Annotated in this window: 24 protein-coding genes; 15 read left to right on the top strand and 9 right to left on the bottom strand. The window is 58.2% G+C overall.

The window, feature by feature from the left end:
- The first annotated feature begins 9 nt into the window (after positions 1–9).
- From atuD to ppnP, 5 genes are all read left to right on the top strand, one after another.
- A complete protein-coding gene (atuD, locus tag ACYZT2_RS20115; RefSeq protein WP_461966721.1) occupies positions 10–1,167 on the top strand; it encodes a citronellyl-CoA dehydrogenase in 1,158 nt (385 codons plus the stop codon).
- Positions 1,164–1,961, top strand: a complete 798-nt coding sequence (locus ACYZT2_RS20120; RefSeq protein ID WP_461966723.1) for an enoyl-CoA hydratase/isomerase family protein — start codon at positions 1,164–1,166, stop codon at positions 1,959–1,961. The genes atuD and ACYZT2_RS20120 overlap by 4 nt, the downstream gene beginning before the upstream one ends.
- Positions 1,962–2,078: 117 nt before the next feature.
- A complete protein-coding gene (locus ACYZT2_RS20125) occupies positions 2,079–4,040 on the top strand; it encodes an acetyl/propionyl/methylcrotonyl-CoA carboxylase subunit alpha (protein WP_461966725.1) in 1,962 nt (653 codons plus the stop codon).
- A 71-nt stretch (positions 4,041–4,111) separates the two neighbouring features.
- Positions 4,112–4,660 (top strand): 3'-5' exonuclease, encoded by a 549-nt coding sequence (locus ACYZT2_RS20130; RefSeq protein WP_461966727.1) that lies wholly within the window; start codon positions 4,112–4,114, stop codon positions 4,658–4,660.
- A gap of 74 nt (positions 4,661–4,734) precedes the next feature.
- Positions 4,735–5,019: a pyrimidine/purine nucleoside phosphorylase gene (gene ppnP, locus ACYZT2_RS20135; protein WP_461966729.1), complete on the top strand. Its 285-nt coding sequence runs from the start codon at positions 4,735–4,737 to the stop codon at positions 5,017–5,019.
- 69 nt (positions 5,020–5,088) lie between these two features.
- Here ppnP and ACYZT2_RS20140 read toward each other — a convergent pair whose 3' ends face one another.
- Together ACYZT2_RS20140 and ACYZT2_RS20145 are read right to left on the bottom strand one after the other, a co-directional pair.
- Positions 5,089–5,892: an MOSC domain-containing protein gene (locus tag ACYZT2_RS20140; RefSeq protein ID WP_461966731.1), complete on the bottom strand. Its 804-nt coding sequence runs from the start codon at positions 5,890–5,892 to the stop codon at positions 5,089–5,091.
- A 131-nt stretch (positions 5,893–6,023) separates the two neighbouring features.
- Positions 6,024–6,959 carry a chemotaxis protein CheV gene (locus tag ACYZT2_RS20145; protein WP_461966733.1) on the bottom strand — a complete coding sequence of 312 codons (936 nt, stop codon included), beginning with the start codon at positions 6,957–6,959 and terminating at the stop codon, positions 6,024–6,026.
- 463 nt (positions 6,960–7,422) lie between these two features.
- Here ACYZT2_RS20145 and ACYZT2_RS20150 point away from each other — a divergent pair, with 463 nt between their 5' ends.
- The 3 genes from ACYZT2_RS20150 (at position 7,423) to ACYZT2_RS20160 (ending at position 9,906) form a co-directional block, all read left to right on the top strand.
- Positions 7,423–7,893, top strand: a complete 471-nt coding sequence (locus ACYZT2_RS20150) for a hypothetical protein (RefSeq protein ID WP_461966735.1) — start codon at positions 7,423–7,425, stop codon at positions 7,891–7,893.
- 463 nt (positions 7,894–8,356) lie between these two features.
- Positions 8,357–9,250, top strand: coding sequence for a sensor histidine kinase (locus ACYZT2_RS20155; RefSeq protein WP_461973190.1), 894 nt, complete (start codon positions 8,357–8,359; stop codon positions 9,248–9,250).
- Complete coding sequence (locus ACYZT2_RS20160) at positions 9,247–9,906, top strand: response regulator (protein ID WP_461966737.1); 660 nt, start codon at positions 9,247–9,249, stop codon at positions 9,904–9,906. Before ACYZT2_RS20155 ends, ACYZT2_RS20160 begins: the two co-directional genes overlap by 4 nt.
- Here the strand turns inward: ACYZT2_RS20160 and yegS are convergent.
- Entirely contained in the window at positions 9,890–10,807 is a 918-nt protein-coding gene (gene yegS / locus ACYZT2_RS20165; RefSeq protein WP_461966739.1) for a lipid kinase YegS, read from the bottom strand. The genes ACYZT2_RS20160 and yegS overlap by 17 nt on opposite strands.
- Positions 10,808–11,131: 324 nt before the next feature.
- Here yegS and ACYZT2_RS20170 point away from each other — a divergent pair, with 324 nt between their 5' ends.
- Positions 11,132–11,440: a hypothetical protein gene (locus ACYZT2_RS20170; protein WP_461966741.1), complete on the top strand. Its 309-nt coding sequence runs from the start codon at positions 11,132–11,134 to the stop codon at positions 11,438–11,440.
- A 64-nt stretch (positions 11,441–11,504) separates the two neighbouring features.
- Here the strand turns inward: ACYZT2_RS20170 and ACYZT2_RS20175 are convergent, their stop codons facing one another.
- Positions 11,505–12,731, bottom strand: a complete 1,227-nt coding sequence (locus ACYZT2_RS20175; protein ID WP_461966743.1) for a molybdopterin molybdotransferase MoeA — start codon at positions 12,729–12,731, stop codon at positions 11,505–11,507.
- The gene (gene moaB, locus ACYZT2_RS20180; protein WP_008075630.1) at positions 12,715–13,254 is read right to left on the bottom strand and encodes a molybdenum cofactor biosynthesis protein B; all 540 of its coding nucleotides are present in this window, start codon (positions 13,252–13,254) and stop codon (positions 12,715–12,717) included. The genes ACYZT2_RS20175 and moaB overlap by 17 nt, the downstream gene beginning before the upstream one ends.
- An 81-nt stretch (positions 13,255–13,335) precedes the next feature.
- Here moaB and mobA point away from each other — a divergent pair, with 81 nt between their 5' ends.
- Both mobA and ACYZT2_RS20190 read left to right on the top strand, forming a co-directional pair.
- Positions 13,336–13,938, top strand: coding sequence for a molybdenum cofactor guanylyltransferase MobA (gene mobA / locus ACYZT2_RS20185; RefSeq protein ID WP_461966746.1), 603 nt, complete (start codon positions 13,336–13,338; stop codon positions 13,936–13,938).
- 76 nt (positions 13,939–14,014) lie between these two features.
- Positions 14,015–14,236: a YgdI/YgdR family lipoprotein gene (locus ACYZT2_RS20190; protein WP_038982251.1), complete on the top strand. Its 222-nt coding sequence runs from the start codon at positions 14,015–14,017 to the stop codon at positions 14,234–14,236.
- An 88-nt stretch (positions 14,237–14,324) separates the two neighbouring features.
- Here ACYZT2_RS20190 and ACYZT2_RS20195 read toward each other — a convergent pair whose 3' ends face one another.
- The 3 genes from ACYZT2_RS20195 to ACYZT2_RS20205 form a co-directional block, all read right to left on the bottom strand.
- Positions 14,325–15,215, bottom strand: coding sequence for a pseudouridine synthase (locus ACYZT2_RS20195; RefSeq protein ID WP_461966748.1), 891 nt, complete (start codon positions 15,213–15,215; stop codon positions 14,325–14,327).
- 70 nt (positions 15,216–15,285) lie between these two features.
- Positions 15,286–15,606, bottom strand: coding sequence for a hypothetical protein (locus ACYZT2_RS20200; RefSeq protein WP_007895054.1), 321 nt, complete (start codon positions 15,604–15,606; stop codon positions 15,286–15,288).
- A gap of 149 nt (positions 15,607–15,755) precedes the next feature.
- The gene (locus ACYZT2_RS20205) at positions 15,756–16,004 is read right to left on the bottom strand and encodes a glutaredoxin family protein (protein ID WP_461966751.1); all 249 of its coding nucleotides are present in this window, start codon (positions 16,002–16,004) and stop codon (positions 15,756–15,758) included.
- Positions 16,005–16,212: 208 nt separating this feature from the next.
- Here ACYZT2_RS20205 and ACYZT2_RS20210 point away from each other — a divergent pair, with 208 nt between their 5' ends.
- Positions 16,213–17,925, top strand: a complete 1,713-nt coding sequence (locus tag ACYZT2_RS20210; protein WP_461966753.1) for a cation:proton antiporter — start codon at positions 16,213–16,215, stop codon at positions 17,923–17,925.
- A gap of 1 nt (position 17,926) precedes the next feature.
- Here the strand turns inward: ACYZT2_RS20210 and ACYZT2_RS20215 are convergent, their stop codons facing one another.
- Positions 17,927–19,135: an ammonium transporter gene (locus tag ACYZT2_RS20215; RefSeq protein ID WP_461966755.1), complete on the bottom strand. Its 1,209-nt coding sequence runs from the start codon at positions 19,133–19,135 to the stop codon at positions 17,927–17,929.
- A 306-nt stretch (positions 19,136–19,441) separates the two neighbouring features.
- Here ACYZT2_RS20215 and ACYZT2_RS20220 point away from each other — a divergent pair, with 306 nt between their 5' ends.
- Genes ACYZT2_RS20220 through ACYZT2_RS20230 form a run of 3 tightly spaced genes read left to right on the top strand, consistent with a single transcriptional unit; the run spans position 19,442 to position 20,485 of the window.
- Positions 19,442–19,756, top strand: a complete 315-nt coding sequence (locus ACYZT2_RS20220) for an ElaB/YgaM/YqjD family protein (RefSeq protein ID WP_008009371.1) — start codon at positions 19,442–19,444, stop codon at positions 19,754–19,756.
- A 1-nt stretch (position 19,757) separates the two neighbouring features.
- A complete protein-coding gene (locus ACYZT2_RS20225; protein WP_007895049.1) occupies positions 19,758–20,147 on the top strand; it encodes a phage holin family protein in 390 nt (129 codons plus the stop codon).
- Positions 20,144–20,485 (top strand): hypothetical protein, encoded by a 342-nt coding sequence (locus tag ACYZT2_RS20230; RefSeq protein WP_461966758.1) that lies wholly within the window; start codon positions 20,144–20,146, stop codon positions 20,483–20,485. The genes ACYZT2_RS20225 and ACYZT2_RS20230 overlap by 4 nt, the downstream gene beginning before the upstream one ends.
- Positions 20,486–20,550 lie beyond the last annotated feature (65 nt).

Below are 20,550 nucleotides of genomic sequence, written 5' to 3' on the forward strand. Positions count from 1 at the left end.
CAATAAAAAATGATCTTCACCCAGGAACACGAAGCACTGCGCCGCACCGTCCACCAATTCGTCGATCACGAGATCAATCCTCATGTCGAGGAATGGGAAAAGGCCGGACGCTTTCCGATCCATGAGATCTTCCGCAAGGCGGGCGACCTCGGTTTGCTGGGGATTTCAAAACCGGAAAAATTCGGCGGCATGGGGCTCGATTACAGCTATTCGATTGTGGCCGCCGAAGAGTTCGGCACCATTCATTGCGGCGGCATTCCGATGTCCATCGGCGTGCAGACCGACATGTGCACCCCGGCCCTGGCGCGTTTCGGCTCCGATGAACTGCGCGAAGAATTCCTGCGGCCGGCGATTACCGGCGAACAGGTCGGCTGCATCGGCGTCTCCGAAGTCGGCGCCGGCTCCGACGTAGCCGGTTTGAAAACCACCGCCCGCAAGGATGGCAACGACTACGTGATCAACGGCAGCAAGATGTGGATCACCAACTCGCCGAGCGCCGACTTCATCTGTCTGCTGGCCAACACCTCGGACGACAAACCGCACATCAACAAGTCGCTGATCATGGTGCCGATGAACAGCCCGGGCATCAGCCTCAGCTCGCACCTGGACAAGCTCGGCATGCGCAGTTCGGAAACCGCCCAGGTGTTTTTCGACAACGTGCGCGTGCCGCAACGCAACCGCATCGGCCACGAAGGCGCGGGGTTCATGATGCAGATGCTGCAGTTCCAGGAAGAACGGCTGTTCGGCGCGGCGAACATGATCAAGGGCCTGGAGTACTGCGTCGACAGCACCATCGAGTACTGCAAGGAGCGCAAAACCTTCGGCAATGCGCTGATCGACAACCAGGTCATCCATTTCCGTCTGGCCGAATTGCAAACCGAAATCGAATGCCTGCGGGCGCTGGTCTACCAGGCCACCGAGCAATACATAAAAGGCCAGGACGTCACTCGTCTGGCGTCCATGGCCAAACTCAAGGCCGGGCGCCTCGGTCGGGAAGTCAGCGACAGTTGCCTGCAATATTGGGGCGGCATGGGCTTCATGTGGGACAACCCGGTGGCCCGGGCTTACCGCGACGTGCGGCTGGTGTCGATCGGCGGCGGTGCCGACGAAATCATGCTGGGGATCATCTGCAAACTCATGGGCATCCTGCCGGGGAAAAAGAAATGAGCACCCTCCCTGTTTGTCAGACGCTGTTGCTCGAACGGCACAACGGCGTCTTGCACATCACTCTCAATCGCCCCGACAGTCGCAACGCCATGAGCCTGCAAATGGTCGCCGAACTGCGCGCGGTGCTGGCGGCGGTGCGGGATGACCGGCAAGTTCGCGCGCTGGTGATCGGCGGTGCCGGCGGGCATTTTTGTGCCGGTGCCGACATCAAGGACATGGCCAATGCCCGTGCTCAAGGCGCGACCGCCTACCGCGAATTGAACCGTGCGTTCGGCGCCTTGCTGGAAGAAGCTCAGCACGCGCCGCAAGTGGTCATCACGGTGCTGCAAGGCGCGGTGCTTGGCGGTGGCTTCGGTCTGGCCTGCGTCAGCGATATCGCCATGGCCGATCATCAGGCGCAATTCGGCTTGCCGGAGACCAGCCTCGGCCTGTTGCCGGCGCAGATCGCGCCGTTCGTGGTGCAGCGCATCGGCCTGACTCAGGCCCGTCGACTGGCCCTGACCGCCGCACGGTTCGATGGCAACCAGGCGCGGCGCATGGGTCTGGTGCATTTTGTCGAGCATGACCCGCAAGCCTTGGCCGAGCGACTCGATGAAGTGCTGGCCCATGTGTTGTGCTGCGCGCCGGGGGCGAATGCGGCGACCAAAAAACTCTTGCTGGCGAGTGCCGGGCAACTCTCGGATGGCCTGCTGGATCAGGCGGCCGAGTGGTTCTGTGAAGCGGTGACCGGGGATGAAGGGGTCGAGGGGACGATGGCCTTTGTGCAGAAGCGTAAACCGGGTTGGGCTACTTAAAAGCATCGCGAGCAGGCTCGCTCCCACAGGTTTTGTGAACGACATAGAACCCCTGTGGGAGCGAGCCTGCTCGCGATGAGGCCAGCACTTTCACCGCACAACTTGAGAGAAGACCCCATGCCCGCCTTCAGCAAAATCCTGATCACTAACCGCGGTGAAATCGCCTGCCGCGTCCAGCGCACCGCGCAAAACCTGGGCTACCGCACCGTCGCCGTGTTCAGCGATGCCGACGCCGATGCCCTGCATGTACAAATGGCCGACGAAGCCGTGAACATCGGCCCGGCCCCAGTGCACCAGTCTTATCTGAACATCCCGGCAATCATCGACGCCGCCCGGCGCACCGGTGCCGATGCGATCCACCCCGGTTACGGCTTCCTCTCGGAAAACGCAGCATTCGCCCTTGCCTGCCAACAGGCCGGCATCATCTTCATCGGCCCCAGCCCCGAAGCCATCGAGTTGATGGGCAGCAAACGTCTGTCGAAACTCGCCATGATCAAAGCGGGCGTGCCCTGCATCAAAGGCTATCAGGGCAGTGAACAGGACGACGCAACCCTGAGCCGCGAAGCCGAACGCATCGGCTACCCACTGATGATCAAGGCCAGTGCCGGCGGTGGCGGTCGTGGCATGCGTCTGGTGCACAGCGCCGCCGAGTTGCTGGAGCAACTCCGTACCGCACGCTCCGAGGCGCTGCATGGGTTTGGCAGCGACGAACTGATCCTCGAGCAAGCCTTGATCGACCCGCGTCACGTCGAGGTTCAGGTGTTCGGCGATCAGCACGGCAACTTGATCTACCTCGGCGAGCGCGATTGTTCGATCCAGCGCCGCCACCAGAAAATCATCGAGGAAGCGCCCTGCCCGGTGATGACCGCCGAGCTGCGTCAGGCCATGGGCGAAGCCGCGCTCAAGGCGGGGCGCGCGGTGAATTACGTCGGCGCTGGCACTGTGGAGTTCCTGCTGGATGCTCGCGGGCAGTTCTACTTCCTGGAGATGAACACCCGGCTGCAAGTGGAACATCCGGTGACCGAGCTGATCACCGGCCTCGATCTGGTGGCCTGGCAGTTACACGTCGCCGAAGGACTGCCACTGCCGTTGCGACAGGAGCAGGTGCAACTCAACGGGCATGCCATGGAGGTGCGCCTGTATGCCGAAGATCCAGCACAGGGATTTCTGCCGCAAACCGGACGAATCGCAGCCTGGGAACCTGCATTGCAGGGCAGCGTGCGGATCGACCATAGCCTGATCGAAGGCCAGTCTGTCAGCCCGTTCTATGACCCGATGCTGGGTAAGCTCATCACCCACGGTGCCACCCGCGAAGAAGCCCGGCGCAAGTTGCTGCGGGCTGTACAAGACAGCGTGCTGCTGGGCGTGCAAAGCAATCAGCGCTTGCTCGCCAGCCTGCTGGAACATCCACAGTTCATCAGCGGCGAGATCAGCACCGGGTTCATCCCCACGTACTTCGCCGATCATCCGTGCCTGCATCCCCACGTGCCGAGCGCCGAAGAACTGGCCATCGCCGCGGCGCTTTTTTATCAAGCTTGCGCACAGGTTCACCGCGCCCCGCTGGCCGGTTGGCGCAACAACGCCAGCGTGCCTTTGCACTACCGAATCGGCCTGGAGGATCAGGATTGGCCGGTGGAATTTAACGCTGAGCCCGGCCAGCCCTACCGTGCTCAGGTCGGCGCTCGCGCCATCGAACTGAAGGTCATCGGATGCGACGGACGCTGGGCCACCCTGGAAATCGACGGCATTCGCCAACGCCATGCCTATCGCCTCGAAGCCGGGCAACTGTGGTTGTTCACGCGCCCCGGCAGCTTGCGGCTGGTCGATAAGACCCAGGCGCTGGTCAGCGGCCAGGCCAGTGTCAGTTCCGGAACGCTCAAGGCGCCGATGGACGGGGCGATCGTAGATGTACTGGTCAGCGAGGGCAGCCCGGTCAGCAAAGGTCAGCTGTTGGTGGTGCTCGAAGCAATGAAAATGGAGCATCCGCTCAAATCGGGTATCGACGGCGTGCTCAAACGCTTGCAGGTCAGGGTCGGCGATCAGGTCAAAAATCGTCAGATTTTGTTAGAGGTCGAATAAGCCGCTAGGCGGATCCGCCGGGTTTGGCTACGCTCAAGCCCTATCAGGACGCGGATACCAGGAACCCTGCGATGCCTCACTGGTTGGTCATTGATCTGGAAGCCACCACCGATGAGGGTGGCTGGCCAGTAACAGAAATGGAAATCATCGAAATCGGTGCCACCCTCGTGGACCGCAAGGGCCAGGAACTGGATCACTTCCAGTGCTTCGTGCGCCCGTTGCGCCGGCCCTTGCTGACACCGTTTTGCCGGGAACTGACCCACATCACCCAGGCCAATATCGATGCCGCACTGCCGCTCACCGACGTCTGGCCGTTGTTCGAACGCTGGCTCGGCCACCATCACGCGCGCCTGGAAGGCTGGGCCAGTTGGGGCGATTACGACCGCAAACAACTGCTTCAGGACTGGCAGCGCCTGCAACTCGACAGCGCCCTGAGCCGGGTGCCGCACATGAACCTCAAGCAACGCTTCGCCAAGGCTTGTCGGCTCGAGCGCCCGCTGAACCTCAATGGAGCCTTGCAACTGGCGGGTCTGCAGTTCAACGGCCAGCAGCATCGGGCACTGGAAGACGCGCGCAATACTGCGCGTTTGTTACCGCTGATTTTCCCCGCTAATCCTTGAGTGCAGGAGGTGACGCCTATCGACACCTTGTGCATACTGGCCGGCCCTTTTCAGCCCTTTTCGAGGAACCGCCCATGTTTAAAGTCAACGAGTACTTCGACGGCACCGTCAAGTCGATCGCCTTTGGCACCCCTGAAGGTCCGGCGACCATCGGCGTCATGGCACCGGGCGAATACGAATTTGGTACCAGCCAGCGTGAAATCATGCACGTGGTGTCCGGCGCCCTGACCGTTAAACTGCCTGACAGCGACACCTGGGAAACCTTCGCCGCCGGCAGCCAGTTCAACGTGCCCGCCAACAGCAAGTTCCAGCTGAAAGTGGCCGTCGACACCGCCTACCTGTGCGAATACCGCGGCTAAACCCCCGGGTTTTCACAGCGAAAAAAAATGCCTGTGTCCTTGGACGCGGGCATTTTTTTTGAAGGGCTTTTATTCGAGGATTGTCACGGGCATGCCGACTTCGAGCCGGCCATTGCTGTCGTTGACCAGATTCTGACCGAACATCGCGCCATCGGCCTCGGTGCGGTATTTCTGCAAGGTGGCCAGCGGTTCACGATCTTCGCTGCGTACACCGGTCTGCGGGTCGATAGTGGTCAGAATGCAGCGTGAGCAGGACTTGACCACGCGAAACTCAATGTCGCCAATGCGGATGCGCTTCCAGCTATCTTCGGCATACGCCTCGCTCCCCTCGATCACCAGATTTGGCCGAAAACGCAACATCTCCAGCGGCCGCCCGACCTTGCTCGACAAGTCCTCCAGCGACGCCTGACCAATCAGCAACAACGGAAAGCCGTCGGCAAAAGCCACCTGATCATCGTCCTTGCCGTAGCCGGCCTGGGTGGTCCGTGCGCGATCAAGCGGCACTTGCACCAGACGCGTCGGCTTGCCGATGAACTCACTGACCCAGGCACCCGCCGTATCGCCGGCATCGGGAACGCGCAAGGTGTCACGCCAGATGGTCACCCCTCGCAAATCGGCATCGCCGTCAGGCAACGCAATACCGATCGGCGAGTGACCCGGGGCACTGAGGGTCAAGCCGCCGTCGGCATTCCACAACGCCGACAGTTGACTCATTTTCGCGACCGCGCGTTGGGTCAGGAAGCGCCCGCTGGCCTCGTCCACCAGCATCCAGCGTCGATCGCCGTCCAGTCCCAGCTTGTCCAGACTGACCTGATTGAGGGTCTCGCCCTTGCCGGATTTCAATGGAAAACGATAAAGCGCGCTCAGACGCATGGCCAGCTCCCTGGTAGGTAAAAACGCCACCCTATACGAGCTTGATCGACGAATCAAAGCCCTGTTGAGAGCGCTTGCCCGCTTTTCGTAGGAGCCAGCGGTGCGGCAAGCCTGGCTCCTACATACCCATTTCAGGCAGGTACGGCGTCGAGCATCAGGCGCTGGCGCACCACGTCGACGAGTTTGTCGGGCTGGAACTTGGAGAGGAAGTTGTCGCAGCCGACCTTCTTCACCATCGAGTCGTTGAAGCTGCCCGACAGCGAGGTGTGCAAGACCACATAAAGGCCGCGCAAACGGGGGTCGTTACGGATTTCGGTGGTCAGGCGATAGCCGTCCATTTCCGGCATTTCCGCATCGGTGAAGATCATCAGCAGCTTGTCAGTCATGACTTCGCCCGTATCGGCCCAGGCCTTGAGCATGTTCAGCGCCTTCAAGCCATCGCTGGCGATGTGCATCTTCACGCCCAGTTGACCCAAGGTGTCGCGCAATTGCGAAAGGGCCACGTTCGAGTCATCCACCAGCAGCACTTCACGACCACGGGCGCGCTCCAGAACCGGATCATCGAGTTTTTCGCGCGATACCTTGGCGTTGTACGGAACGATTTCGGCCAGGACTTTTTCGACGTCGATGATTTCCACTAACTGATCATCGACCTTGCTGATGGCGGTCAGGTAATGCTGGCGACCAGCGCTGGCCGGCGGGGGCAAAATGGCTTCCCAGTTCATGTTGACGATGCGGTCCACCCCACCGACCAGGAATGCCTGCACCGAGCGGTTGTACTCGGTGACGATGATGGTACTGGTGGGGCTTGGCACCAGCGGACGCATGCCGATGGCCTGGGACAGGTCGATCACCGGCAGCGTCTGGCCCCGCAGGTTGACCACGCCGCAAACAAAGGGATGGCGTTGGGGCATCAGGGTCAGCTTCGGCAACTGCAGCACTTCCTGGACCTTGAAGACGTTGATCGCGAACAATTGCCGTCCGGCCAGCCGGAACATGAGAATTTCCAGGCGATTCTCACCCACCAGTTGCGTGCGTTGGTCTACCGTGTCGAGAATGCCGGCCATTGATGACTCCTGGGCTTGTTCTGATGAATTCACTAAAGGGAGTTATCGGCTGTTTTTGCCGGACCTTGACCCCCAGACAAAATGCCACGATCAGACATTGATGTCACATTAACATCATGCTTTACTGGCGCTGTGATTTCATCTGCTTTCATTCCCTGCGGCGCGACCTCGGTTTGTACGTCAGGTTCCCCTGCGTAAGGGATTCCCCTAGTAACAATCAGGCCCAACCTGATATTCGCAGTATCCAATAGCCATTAATGTGACGCCATTCTCATTGCATGAACGGAGTCAGGCTTTTGTGTGCGATCGCAGGTCAGTGGCCATCCACCCTCTCGAGTTCCCCAGCCGGCGCTCAAACCTGCCGGAGCGCGATCTCACGAAGGCTTGGCGGCGCCGGGACACCTATGGTTCTCTTCGGCACACACGACATTCCCTCATCTGACATGACGTTGTGGAGATAAACATGCCGAACGACACCAAAGAGTGGGCTCAGCGATTTCCAGAGTTTCTCGTCGAGGCTGAAACACTCTTGGCCAAATCCGAGGAATGCCTGAGTCATTTGCAACTGATCAGCAATGACAAGGATGCCATCGATTGCATGCTCAGCACCCTTCTCAAGCTGTCCAGCAAGGCTGATGCTCTGGCATTGGCGGCGGTCTCGGAATTCTCGCTGCATATTCATGGATTGCTAAGCCACGCGCAGAACCACATGGACCTGCATGATCAAGCCCTGGACGCGCTCAAGGACTGCTTCACATTAATCGCCTGGCAACTTGAACTCATCGATCAGACTACCGGCCAACTCGGTCTCGATGACAGTGAACAGACCTCGCTGATTGAAGCGTTTGCGTTTCAGGTGGGGCAAAGTCAGTTTCAGCCGCCCAGCCACTCCAGACCGTTCAGGCTGGTTTCGTTCTCGGAACGGCAAGCTTAATCAGCCCTAGCCGTGCTGCGCTTTTCTCTTGCCATGACGCTGCCTATAACTTGATGCGCTCATGTCGCAATTGAATATTTCATACCCACGACGACAGTCGAAATAAATAATTATCCTGTCTCGATTTCAGATAGCGCGTGGCAATAAAGACAAAATGCCTGGCGATCGATTCCGACGATAAAAATCGAAAGTTTTTCCATTGTGGAACCATCGTCCAGATACCATATTTTGACTGTATGGAACTTATATACCGTACGCGACCAACGGTATGTTAAGTGGTAGTATGCCGACCATTAGTTGACGCCAATTAATGGCACAGTGACTCCAGCCAAGCACCATGAAGGCTGCATTTCCAGCACTGAACCACAGCCATGAAGGCGACTTCACAACAATTTCCACACAGAGACCCGTCAGCCCTTATGGCCGGTCTGCCCGCAGCGAACATTCATTGGCTCCATCCGCTATGTACGCCAGCCTCAAGTCAATTACCCTGTGGCCACCTTCTCGAAAAAACGCGCGCCGGTTCACGCTTTTACTGTGCATCTGCTCGGCGCTTGGCAGCCTGCTGGTCTACAGCTTGTCCATGCCTCTGCCGTTGAGTCTGCTGGTGCTCAATAGTGCAGCGTTGACCTGTGTCTGGGTGGGATATTGCCTCTCGCGCAAATCAATAAAGTTTCAACCTCAAGAACTGGCTGACCGTCTGCTGCAAGTGCAGGAAAACGAACGCCACCGGCTCAGTCGGGAACTGCATGATGACATCGGGCAATTGCTGACCGCCGCAAAACTTCAAAGTGAATGGCTCAAACGTCGATTGCCCGAAGAACTGCAGGGTCAGTGTTCGGTACTTAGCGATACGCTGGACGAAACCCTGACCAAGGTTCGTGACGTCTCGGCCATCCTCAATCCGCGGCAACTGGCCAGTCTCGGGCTGGAAGCCAGTTTGCGTGCACATTTACTCAGGACGCTGGCCAATACCTCCGTGCACTGGAGCCTGGAATGCCATCAACGCCTGACGGGCATACCAGAGGAAATGGCAGTGGCAGCTTTTCGAATCACTCAAGAAGCGATTACCAATATACTGCGTCATGCCGAGGCCAAAAATCTGTTGGTCCGCCTGCAACGCCTGCCCCAGGGCCTGACGCTGTTGATCAGCGACGATGGCCTGGGTTTCGCGCCAGCGGCAGATCCTGCTCGCGAGGGGCAACGCGGAATGGCCGGGATGTCGGAACGGACCGATCAGTTAGGTGGCACACTGACCGTGACCAGCGAGCCGGGTAAAGGCACTCAAATAGAAGCACTCTTCCCTTGGGCGCCCCGTGCGCTAGAACGGGCCAGTACGAATAAGGTTATGCATTGACTTGTAACTTACTTCTGGTGGACGACCACTCACTGATCAGGGCTGGCGTGCGCGCTCTGGTGCTGGATATTCCCGGTTACGCGGTAATCGGGGAGGCTAATGACGGCTCGCTGTTGGTCGAGATGGTCGAGCAGCTGTCCCCGGACATCATTCTGCTGGATATTTCCATGAAGGAAACCGGTGGTCTTGAAGCCTTGCAGCGACTCAAGCGCGTGCGCCCGCAGTGCAAAGTGCTCATCCTGTCGATGCATACCGACCCGGCGCTCATCATGCAGGCACTGGAATCAGGGGCGCATGGCTACCTGCTCAAAGACACCACGGCCACCGAACTCGAACATGCCCTGGATGCCTTGCGCCATAACGAACGTTATTTGAGCCCGGCCATAGCCCATACCGTCATCAATCAGGCGCTGACCCGAACCCAGAAAAATCAGGTGCAAACGCAGGACTCGCACAACCTGACGGCACGTCAGCTGGAAATCCTGCGACTGATTGTTCGCGGCAAATCCACCCGGGAAATCGCCAATGGCCTGGGTCTGAGCATCAAGACCGTCGAAACCCACCGCTCGCAGATCATGAAACGCTTACAGATCTACGATGTGGCCGGCCTGGTGCTGTTCGCCGTGCGCGAGCAAATCATCAGTCTGGACGATTAGCTGGATTCGAGACGCTCAGCAGCGGCGAACCCTCGGGCAAATGCACACGCAATGCCGCCGGGCGCGCCGAGAAACGCAGACTGTCGCCCTCCAGAGGCTCACCATCAAGGTTGATATAAAGGCCCTCCGAGACTTTGATCTCGACCCATGGCAAGCGTGCTCGTACAAACATGTTGTCGATTCCGAAGCCATCGGTCAGCAAGTCTTTCAAGGTACCAACCAACTCCTGTGGCGCGGGCAAAATGCTGATATCCAGCAGTCCATCGTCAGCCAGCGCCTGCGGGCACAACACATGACCACCGCCAGCCTGTCGGCCATTGCCAATGCCCAATGCCAACAATTCGCCGCGCCAGTGAAAATCCGGTCCCTGCAACTCGCCATAGGCCGCATGCAACTCACTAAAGCGCGATAAACCCGTGAAGAGGTAAGCGGCGCCTCCAAGAATTTTTTTCAGATCCTCGGAGGTGTTGGCCGTGACCTGACTGCCAAAGCCGCCCGTGGCCATGTTCAGGAAAACCTGCCCGCCGACTTCGCCCAGATCGATGGCCCGCGGGGCAACCTCCAGAAGGTCCAACGCCTGAGCGGGCTCCAGAGGCACACCGGCGGCGCGAGCAAAATCGTTGGCGGTGCCCAAGGGCAAAAGCACCAGGCTTGCCTGAGTCGAATGCGCCGCCATGGCTTCGGCAATATCACGCAAGGTGCCATCACCGCCGCCTGCAATCAGCTGCGTATAACCTGCCGTCAGCGCTTCCTCCACCAACCGCTGCGCATCACCGGCCTCCCAGGTCAGTCGAACAGCCAGTTCCCAGCCCTGTTGGCGTTTGCCTTCGACGGCTGCGCGGACCTCCTCATTGAGTGCCTGCTTGCCATGCAGAATCAACAGCGCCTTGCGCTCGCTCATTTTTGCCACTCCCATATCCGCAATTCCATGAGATATGTTGACCTCGCAGCGCCTCATAAAAGTCGCAGGAATTTGAATTATTTTCAGGGAAAGAAAACGTGAGTCCTACAGAGCGGTATTTTTTCTTACAAAACATGAGGAATCGGCTCAATTGACCCACCCGAACAATTGGTACACCGTTGGATCTCGGTTATCAGTTATCACCCGTTAATTTACACAGGGACGTGAAAACAATGAATGGAATCCCCTTAAGGGCCTCAAAAAGCGCAGGCAACGACGGCATCGATCACTCGAATGGTTTTAACGCAAGGAGCCAGTTACTCCATGCAAAGCCATGACCTCAGACTACCGGTAACCCCGGTCGCGCCGTTCGCAGAAAATCGCACAAATCATCAGGCTGACCTCAAAAACAGCGCAAAGCCCGCCGGAGAAGTTGATATGGAACCTCGCGTCATTGAACTGGAGACACACCTCAAATATATCCGAAGAGACATGGATGAAGTCCGGGGTGACGTCAAATCCATCAAACACAGGCTCGCCTATTCAGCTGGCGGAACAGCCGGGATCCTGGGACTTCTGGCCTGGATCGCCAACAGCCGCTTCGACCAGATGGTGACACTTCTGGCAAATTGACGAATGGTCATGGACGCAAGCCCAATGCGATCAACCGGGCTTGCGTGGCAAAACCAGTGCCTGTTCAGTTCAAGACTTCACTCAGCGGGATAAAGCTCACCCAATCACCCTCGATCAGCGTACGGTCCTCCAGCACTTCGACCAAACCGTCAGCCCAGGCGGCACTGCGCAGTACGCCAGAGCTCTGATTTCTGTAGATGATTGCCCGGCCATTCTCCAGACGTCCGCGCAAGTACTCACGTCGGTTACCAGCCTTTGGCCAGACAAACCCTGCCAGCACCTGAAACTTCAGGGGCTCAACTTCTTTTACGCCTTGGCGGCGCAAAAGGTAGGGCCTTGCCAACAGAGCAAAAGTCACCAGGGTCGATGCCGGATTGCCGGGTAAACCAATCACAGGCACGCCACGAAAATGCCCGAACGTCAGCGGCTTACCTGGTTTGATGGCAAGCTTCCACAGGGTCAATTCGCCCTCTTCCCGCAAGGCGATGCCCAGAAAGTCGGCTTCTCCCACCGATACGCCACCGGTCGAGAGAATCAGGTCGACATCCTTCAACTCACCGAGGCGGGCACGAGTGGTCGCTAAATCATCGGGAAGAATGCCGGCATCGATCACCTCACAACCCAATCGCTGCAACCAGCTGCAGAGCAATACTCGATTACTGTTGTAGATCTGTCCCGGCCCAAGGACCTGGCCTGGCTCAATCAACTCATCACCGGTAGACAAGACTGCAACACGAGCCTTGCGAACCACGTCCAGCTCAGCGCATCCCAGCGATGCCGCCAGCCCCTGTTCGATAGCCCCCAGACGCGTTCCGGCGGGCAAAATCAGCTCACCAACGGTGGCTTCCTGACCTTGTGGACGTATGTTCTGTCCTGGGGTCATGGTCTCGGTGAAACGTACCCGCTCATCCGCCTGAACCTGGGCGTTCTCTTGCATCTCGACACAGTCGGCGCCTGCGGGCACAGGCGCGCCGGTGAAGATCCGCGCACAAGTACCCGGTTTCAAGGGCTCCGGGGCCTGGCCTGCAAAAATCTTCTGACTGACCACCAACGGCTCTCCCTTCCAGTCGGCCAGGCGCAAGGCATAACCGTCCATGGCACTATTGGGCCAGGGCGGCAAATCAAGTGTCGAGACCAGGTCAGTGGCCAGTACACGCCCCTGAACCTGCGCCAACGGCAAGCGTTCGTGCTCGCGAATCTTCGAGGCGTCGGCCATTTCCAGTAAACGCGCCAGTGCCACCTCGACAGCCATCAGACTGCCAGTCTTGCCTGGCTTACCCGCGGGTTTCACAGGGTGCCGCCTGTTTCAGATGGGCCACGAAATTGCACGGACGGTGACGCGAATCCAGTTGCTCGGCGAGAATGCCGTCCCAACCGGTGCGCACCGCATTGGTCGAGCCCGGCAAACAGCAGACCAGCGTGCCATTGGCCAGACCGGCCAAGGCCCGGGACTGAACCGTCGAGGTGCCGATATCCGCTACCGATATCTGCCGGAACAATTCACCAAAACCATCGACCTGCTTATCCAGCAGGCAACTCACGGCTTCGGGTGTGCTGTCGCGACCGGTGAACCCGGTACCGCCGGTGATCAGCACCACTTGCACGACCTCGTCGGCAATCCAGTTGGCGACTTGCGCGCGAATTTTGTAGAGGTCATCTTTAAGCAGTACACGGGCCGCGAGGTTATGACCGGCAGCGCTCAAACGGTCGACGAAGACCTGGCCTGAGGTATCGGTTTCCAGGGTACGGGTATCGCTGACAGTCAGCACCGCGATGTTGAGCGGTGCGAAAGGTACATCAGCCTTGGCTTTCATAGGCTCGTCCAGTTGTAGGAGAAACAGCCCGGTGTTATATCACAGCGCCTCATTTTTTCGCCGCCACCATGGAGAAGTGCGATGACCTCGAATACACCTCTGGCACCTTGCTCCATTCTGCTCCTGGCCGGCGGTCCCGGCCAACGCATGGGCGGCCAGGACAAGGGTTTGCTGGATTGGCACGGAGAGCCACTGATCGCACATCTGCACCGCAAGACGCGCCCACTAAGTGATGACTTGATCATCTCCTGTAACAGAAACCTGGAAAAATATGCGCCTTATGCGGATCAGTTGGTCCATGACGACGAAGGCGACTTTCCAGGACCATTGGCCGGTATTCGCGCAGGCTTGAAAGCCGCCCGCCACACTCACCTGCTGGTGCTGCCCTGCGATGTGCCACGCATCGATGCCGCGCTGCTCCAGAGCATGCGTGAAACCGCCGGGCAGCATCCGGACAAACCACTGATGCTGCGCCATGGCGAACACTGGGAACCCTTGCTGTGCATGATTCCCGTCGCCCTTTCAGCGGCTTTCGAGACCGCCTGGAACGAAGGTGAGCGCAGCCCGGGTCGACTTATGCGCAAACTGGGCGCCACGGCCCTGCAATGCCCGGACAACGACGCTCGCCTGGCCAATCTCAATACGCCGGAACTGTTAAGCACACATCACACTATGTCAGACTGACACGCGAAGGAACTTGCGCGCGTTGTACACGTCTCAAGCTCAGCAACCAAAAGAATTCCCATTCGGAGACACACCCATGACTCAACGGACCCTCGCCACTTTCATGCTCGCACTGGGCCTTGCCACCCTCGCCGGTTGCGCATCGCCTACAGTGATTACCTTGAATGACGGTCGAGAAATCCAGGCCGTCGACGCGCCTAAGTACGATGAAGAATCGGGCTTTTACGAATTCGAACAACTGGATGGCAAGCAAACCCGCGTCAACAAAGATCAGGTCCGTACCGTTAAAGATCTGTAATCTTTACGGCGACAACCGGATACAGAAAAGCCCGCTTTAAAAGCGGGCTTTTTCGTGGCTGAAGAAAAGCAGAGTCGTTAGCCTGTGATCACCACTGCAAGGTGATGGTGCTTTCGAATTCTCTTTCCTGCCCCGTGACCGGATCGATAAATCGCAGCCCCTGGGCCAACAGCTTCAAGGGGTTGGCATAGTCATCTTCAACGTCCTTGAGCACCTGCGGATAGAACGGATCGTTGCAGATGCTCGCCCCCAAAGCTGTCATGTGAACTCGCAACTGATGTTTCTTGCCCGTCACCGGGTACAGCGCATAACGCCAGAGTTCTCCGTTTTTTTCCCTGACCTCGACCGCTGTCTCGGTATTGCTGACGCCCGGACCTTCTTGCATGCGAAAAAACGGCTCGCCATCGATAAGTCGACTTTTATGGACCAGCGGGAAGGAGTGTTCAGGCAATGCCCGGGCGATTGCTTCATAGCGCTTTTCGATCTGGCGTGTAGGAAACAATGACTGATACGCCGACCGACTCTGAGGATTGGCTGAAAACAGCACCAGCCCCGCCGTATGCCGGTCGATTCGATGCAACGGCACCAGATGCGGGTTATCCAGTCGACGGATCAGCCGTCGCAGCAATGTCTGCTCAACGTATTCACCCGCCGGCGTCACCGGTAGAAAGTGTGGTTTGTCCGCCACCACCAGATGCTCGTCGGCGTAGAGGATCGACTCCACCACCGGGATCGGTTTTTCGTCCGGTACTTCACGGAAATAATGAATCCGCAGACCTTCCTTGTAAGGCAGTTCCAAGGCGATCGGCAGGCCTTGACCATCGAGGACACGACCGCGAGCAATTCTGTCCAGCCATTGTTCACGACCAATGGCGCTGAAGTGTTCGCACAGGCAATCGAGTACGGTCTGCCACGGCCCCGGCGGCAGATAGAGCGTGCTGGCCTGGTTATGCGCAGCAGAAAAAGATGAAGTGGACATACGAAAAGTTCTGACCCTCAATGCAGGGCGGCATTATCCAACAGTGACCGGAACGAACCTAGAAGAATCCTCAGGCCGGTATCGACTGCGTTCGAGCGGCCGCTTCGGTGAATTCCTTGAGCCAGCGCAGCACATCGACCGCTTCCCAGCGACCGGGGTCATAAAGCGCATACAACAAACCCTGATAGCCCACGACATCCAGCTGCCGGTGGTAACCCGCACGCTGGAACAAGGCTTCGATTTCGGCGAAACAGGTATTGAAATGCAATTTGTTGAAGGGCGTTTTCCCCTCCGTGACCAGACCATCCAAACGCAATTCGAGTACGGCCTCGCGCACCACGTCCGCCGACATCCGGTTCACGCTGTTCTTCAATTGTTCGACATTGACCAAGGTTCATCCTCTGACGTCCGAGATCGGCTGCCAAACCCGAAACAGGGAAAGCATGGCAGGCAATCGGAATAACTGTATACGCATACAGTAACCGAATAACCAACCTTTCGCCAATGGATGAAACGAGAACTGCGACAGGAGGGGCGTCTTCAACCGGCGTCACGACTCAGGAACGCTACGACCTGATCCGCATCGAAAGGCCAATCGAGTTCAGCGCCGTTATCAAGACGCCGCAGCACCGGTATACGCAAACTATAGTCTTCGACCCAGTCTTCGTTTTCGGCGATGTCGACCAACTCCACCAACAAACCGTTTTCGACAAAGGGCATCAGAAGTGCTTCGGCGACTTCACAAAGATGGCAACCAAGGGTGCCGAACAGGCGACATTCAGGAGGCATGACGACAAGACCCATCGAAGTAAGCGCTCATTCTAGGCCCGCTATCAAAAGCCGTCGAGCCGATGCCCTATCTGTCTGAGCAATGGCTGATTTAAAGAGATTTCGGCAAACTCCTGACGCACATCATTCGCCTCAACGGCCATTTGCACGATGCTCGCGTTTTTTTTACTTCTACGCTTGGGTAGCCAGAACCTCACCGGAGTTTTTTGTGTTCGCCAATCTTTTGATCATCTTCACCTCATCTCTGGTGGTGATTGCACTGTTCCAGCGCCTAAGCTTGCCACCAGTACTGGGCTACCTGTGCGTGGGGCTGATGATCGGGCCGACCGCGTTCAACTGGGTGAATGAAAGTGAAGAGTTGCCCGACCTTGCCGAGTTGGGCGTAGTGTTTTTGCTGTTTTCTCTCGGGCTTGAGTTTTCCCTGTCGAAAATGCTCGCACTGCGCCGAGTGGTTTTTGGCCTGGGCAGCCTGCAAGTGCTGCTTTGCGGGATAGTGCTGGGGGGGTTGCTGATACTGTTTGGCATGCCGACCATACCTGCATTGTTACTCGGTGCCGGTTTGGCGCTGTCGTCCACCGCCATTGTCAGCAAGGAGTTGAGCAGCCTCGGTGAGCTTTTCAGCCGCCACGGCCAGAATGCCATCGCCGTGCTGTTGTTCCAGGACGTGGTCGCAGTGTTGCTACTGACCCTGGTGCCGGTGTTCGCCGGCACCAGCGACCAGGTTTGGTATTGGGCTCTGCCATTGACGCTGGGCAAGACTATCGTGCTGTTCGTCGGTCTGCTGCTGGTCAGTCGCTGGTTTTTGCCACGCCTGTTTCATGAAGTCGCCGCGTCCCGGTCCGCTGAGCTGTTCGTGCTGTTGGCACTGGTGATCGTTCTGCTGACGGCCTGGCTGACTCACCTGCTCGACCTCTCCCCTGCCCTGGGCGCCTTTCTCGCCGGCATGCTACTGGGGGAAAGCCACTACCGGCATCAGATCGAGGCGGACATCCGTCCGTTTCGCGACATTCTGCTCGGGGTGTTCTTCGTCAGTATCGGCATGTTGATCGACTTGCGCTTGTTTGCCAGCCACGGCCTGCTGATTCTCGGCCTGACGCTGGGATTGCTGCTGATCAAAGGCGCCGTGGTAGCGCTGCTGGTCAAATGGCGCGGCAGCGATGTCGAAACCGCCTGGCGCAGCGGCCTGGCATTGGCTCAAGGGGGCGAATTCTGCTTTGCCCTGATGACGCAGATGACGCAGAACAAACTGATGCCCACCGACTTCGGTGGCCTGCTGCTGGCCGCCACGTTCTGCTCGATGCTGGTGACGCCTTTACTGCTGCGCGCCGCTCCTCACATCGCCACACGCCTGCACCACAAACCCAACGAAGAAGCTGAACTCGAAGAAATCAGCGCGCTCAACGCCGGCTTGCACAATCACGTAGTGATTTGTGGGTATGGCCGTGTAGGTCAGTCCATCGGGCGCGTCCTGCGTAATGTGCATCAACCTTACATTGCGCTGGATACCGACCCGGTGCGGGTTCAGGAAGCAGCCGTCAATGAAAGCTGCGTTCATTATGGCGACTCACGTCGCGGCGAACTGCTGGTCGCCATAGGGTTGGAACGCGCCAGATTGCTGGTGGTCGCCGTGGACCAGACGGACATCGCACTATTGATACTCAAGGAGGCGCGCCGCTTCAACCCGAGCGTGCCGGTCCTGGTGCGCACGCGGGACGACAGTCAGTTGGCCGAGTTGAAGGCGGCCGGCGCCAGCGAAGTCGTACCCGAGTTGCTGGAGTCGAGCCTGATGCTCGCCTCCCACGCGCTGATCATGCTGGGCATTCCCGGCCAACAAGTGCAAGACCGGGTCGACCAGGTACGGCATGACCGTTATCGCCTGCTGCACGGTTTTTACCCCGGCACCGACGATGAAGAACGCTGATTCAATCCTGACTCACGGCACCGATCTTGTGCACCGACAAGTCCGCGCCGTAATACTCCTCCTCCTGACTCAGGCGCAGACCATGGAACATCTTGATCGCGCCATACACCACAAAACCGCCGGCCAGCGCCACGATCACCCCCAGAGAAGTGCCGATCAACTGGCTGATCAGGCTCACGCCCCCCAAACCACCCAAGGCGGTTTGACCAAAGATGCCGCAAGCGATCCCGCCCCAGACACCACACAGTCCATGCAGAGGCCAGACGCCCAGCACATCGTCGATATGCCATTTGCCTTGCGCGGCTGTAAAGCACCAGACAAACAGTGCCCCGGCGACGGCACCGGTCACCAATGCGCCCACCGGATGCATCAGATCCGATCCGGCGCAGATCGCCACCAGTCCGGCCAATGGGCCGTTATGCAGGAAGCCCGGGTCATTGCGCCCGACAATCAACGCCGCCACGGTGCCACCGACCATGGCCATCAACGAATTCACCGCCACCAGCCCGCTGACCCCTTTCAGCGTCTGGGCGCTCATCACGTTGAAGCCGAACCAGCCGACGATCAGAATCCACGAACCCAACGCCAGAAAGGGAATGCTCGACGGTGCGAAGGCCACCAGTCGTCCGTCGCGATAACGACCATGCCTTGGGCCGAGCAACAACACCGCCGCGAGTGCCAGCCAACCGCCCAGGGCGTGAACCACCACAGAGCCTGCGAAGTCATGGAAGCTGGCGCCAAAACGCTCCAGCAACCAGGCTTGCAGGCCAAAGTTGCCATTCCAGATCATGCCTTCGAAGAAGGGATAGATGAACGCCACGATCAGCGCCGTCGCACATAACTGCGGGACGAATCGGGCGCGCTCGGCGATGCCTCCGGAAATGATTGCCGGTATGGCCGCAGCAAAAGTCAGCAGGAAGAAAAATTTCACCAGCCCATAGCCATGGTCGGCGGTGATCACCGCCGCCGGTTGCATGAAAGTGACCCCGTAGGAAATCCAATAGCCTATAAAGAAGTAGGCCAGGGTCGAAATGGCGAAGTCGCTGAGGATCTTCGACAAGGCGTTGACCTGGTTCTTTTGTCGAACCGTACCCACCTCCAGAAAGGCGAAACCAGCATGCATGGCCAAAACCATGACTGCACCGATAAGGATGAACAACGTGTTGGAGCTATGGACCAGACTGTCCACAGCGCTTTGCAGATTTTCCATGGATTGGCAGACCTGAAGGCTGAAAAAAAGCACCAAAGCAGTTCGCGCACATGGTTGACGCACCAAGTTGCAGCTCATCCAGACTGAAGCGCTGATCCGGATGAACCGCTTTGGCGCACAAGAACGGAGCCTTTGCGCGAGTTTTGATTATTTGAGTTAAGGTTTTCCTGAAATCATGCCCAGCAACAGCGCAATGGCGCAGGCTGACGCACCACGACACAGCAAAAGTTGTACCAGTCATTTGTACTGAACCTTCACGCAAGGCTCATACTCGAACGCTTCACAAGCCACTCACGGAGATAACCAATGGCACGCACCACAGCAAAGACTGCTCAAGAAGTTCTGATGGAAGATTTTCAGACACTGGTCACCGACACTGAAAGATTGCTGGAACACACCAAATCCCTGGCTGGCGATCAGGCCGATGAGTTGCGCCAGCAGATCCATGACAGTCTGCTGCGCGCGCGGGAAACCCTGAGATTGACCGAAGATTCTGTGCGCGAGCGCGGCAAAGCCGCTGTCACCGCCACGGAAGATTACGTTCAGGCCAACCCATGGCAATCGGTCGGAATCGCGGCTGGCGTGGGTTTCCTGATCGGCCTGCTGGCCACTCGGCGCTAATATGGCGATCGGCGAATCCGGCCCGTCCGCGACGGGCACCGGCTCATCACCGCGGCGCCTCGGTGCCGCGTTTCTTGGACTGCTGCACAGTCATGTCGAACTGTTCGGCATTGAATTGCAGGAACAAAAAGCACGCACCGTAAGCCTGCTGCTGTTTGCAGGCCTGACGCTGGTCTTTGCCTTGTTATTGCTGGTGGGGTTGTCGACGCTGGTGTTGATCCTGTTTTGGGATACCTATCGCCTGGCCGCAATCATCGGGCTCTGTGTGTTCTATACCCTCGCCGCATTGTTCTGTGCGATGCGCTTGAGAGCAGCGATTTTCGATGAGTCCTCGCCCTTCCATGGCACACTGGAAGAGTTGGCCAATGATCGGGAGCGTCTGTTGCCATGAACATGTCTGAACTTCCCCGCAACAGCTCGCGCACGGAAATGCGCAAGGCGCTGATCCGCCTGCGCATGGAAATGCATCGCCAGGAAATCCGCCACGAATCCCAACACCTGCTGCATCCCCTGCAACGGGTGCGTGGCATGACGCAAAACCTGCAAGACGGCTTCGGCATCAAACACGCCCCCCTCTGGGGCATCGCGGCCGTGATCGGGTTGGGCTTTCTGACCGGCAAGGGTGCCAAGGGTGGCGGTATCGGCAGCCTGACCCGGCTGGCTCGCTTGGGCGTCACGCTGGGGCCCCTGATAAAGCTGATCATGCAGAGCTCTTCGCGCAAACATTGATCTGTCCTTTCTGGCTGCATGCTTGACCAAGGCACCAAGGCTTGTTGACGATTGGTCACGAATCA

The sequence above is a fragment of the Pseudomonas sp. MDT1-85 genome, from assembly GCF_054898065.1.

Bases quoted from the DNA above. Each gene is read 5' to 3' on its own strand.
- atuD (WP_461966721.1), top strand. From the start codon at position 10: ATGATCTTCACCCAGGAACACGAAGCACTGCGCCGCACCGTCCACCAA.
- ACYZT2_RS20120 (WP_461966723.1), top strand. From the start codon at position 1,164: ATGAGCACCCTCCCTGTTTGTCAGACGCTGTTGCTCGAACGGCACAAC.
- ACYZT2_RS20125 (WP_461966725.1), top strand. From the start codon at position 2,079: ATGCCCGCCTTCAGCAAAATCCTGATCACTAACCGCGGTGAAATCGCC.
- ACYZT2_RS20130 (WP_461966727.1), top strand. From the start codon at position 4,112: ATGCCTCACTGGTTGGTCATTGATCTGGAAGCCACCACCGATGAGGGT.
- ppnP (WP_461966729.1), top strand. From the start codon at position 4,735: ATGTTTAAAGTCAACGAGTACTTCGACGGCACCGTCAAGTCGATCGCC.
- ACYZT2_RS20140 (WP_461966731.1), bottom strand. From the start codon at position 5,892: ATGCGTCTGAGCGCGCTTTATCGTTTTCCATTGAAATCCGGCAAGGGC.
- ACYZT2_RS20145 (WP_461966733.1), bottom strand. From the start codon at position 6,959: ATGGCCGGCATTCTCGACACGGTAGACCAACGCACGCAACTGGTGGGT.
- ACYZT2_RS20150 (WP_461966735.1), top strand. From the start codon at position 7,423: ATGCCGAACGACACCAAAGAGTGGGCTCAGCGATTTCCAGAGTTTCTC.
- ACYZT2_RS20155 (WP_461973190.1), top strand. From the start codon at position 8,357: ATGTACGCCAGCCTCAAGTCAATTACCCTGTGGCCACCTTCTCGAAAA.
- yegS (WP_461966739.1), bottom strand. From the start codon at position 10,807: ATGAGCGAGCGCAAGGCGCTGTTGATTCTGCATGGCAAGCAGGCACTC.
- ACYZT2_RS20170 (WP_461966741.1), top strand. From the start codon at position 11,132: ATGCAAAGCCATGACCTCAGACTACCGGTAACCCCGGTCGCGCCGTTC.
- moaB (WP_008075630.1), bottom strand. From the start codon at position 13,254: ATGAAAGCCAAGGCTGATGTACCTTTCGCACCGCTCAACATCGCGGTG.
- mobA (WP_461966746.1), top strand. From the start codon at position 13,336: ATGACCTCGAATACACCTCTGGCACCTTGCTCCATTCTGCTCCTGGCC.
- ACYZT2_RS20190 (WP_038982251.1), top strand. From the start codon at position 14,015: ATGACTCAACGGACCCTCGCCACTTTCATGCTCGCACTGGGCCTTGCC.
- ACYZT2_RS20195 (WP_461966748.1), bottom strand. From the start codon at position 15,215: ATGTCCACTTCATCTTTTTCTGCTGCGCATAACCAGGCCAGCACGCTC.
- ACYZT2_RS20205 (WP_461966751.1), bottom strand. From the start codon at position 16,004: ATGCCTCCTGAATGTCGCCTGTTCGGCACCCTTGGTTGCCATCTTTGT.
- ACYZT2_RS20215 (WP_461966755.1), bottom strand. From the start codon at position 19,135: ATGGAAAATCTGCAAAGCGCTGTGGACAGTCTGGTCCATAGCTCCAAC.
- ACYZT2_RS20220 (WP_008009371.1), top strand. From the start codon at position 19,442: ATGGCACGCACCACAGCAAAGACTGCTCAAGAAGTTCTGATGGAAGAT.
- ACYZT2_RS20225 (WP_007895049.1), top strand. From the start codon at position 19,758: ATGGCGATCGGCGAATCCGGCCCGTCCGCGACGGGCACCGGCTCATCA.
- ACYZT2_RS20230 (WP_461966758.1), top strand. From the start codon at position 20,144: ATGAACATGTCTGAACTTCCCCGCAACAGCTCGCGCACGGAAATGCGC.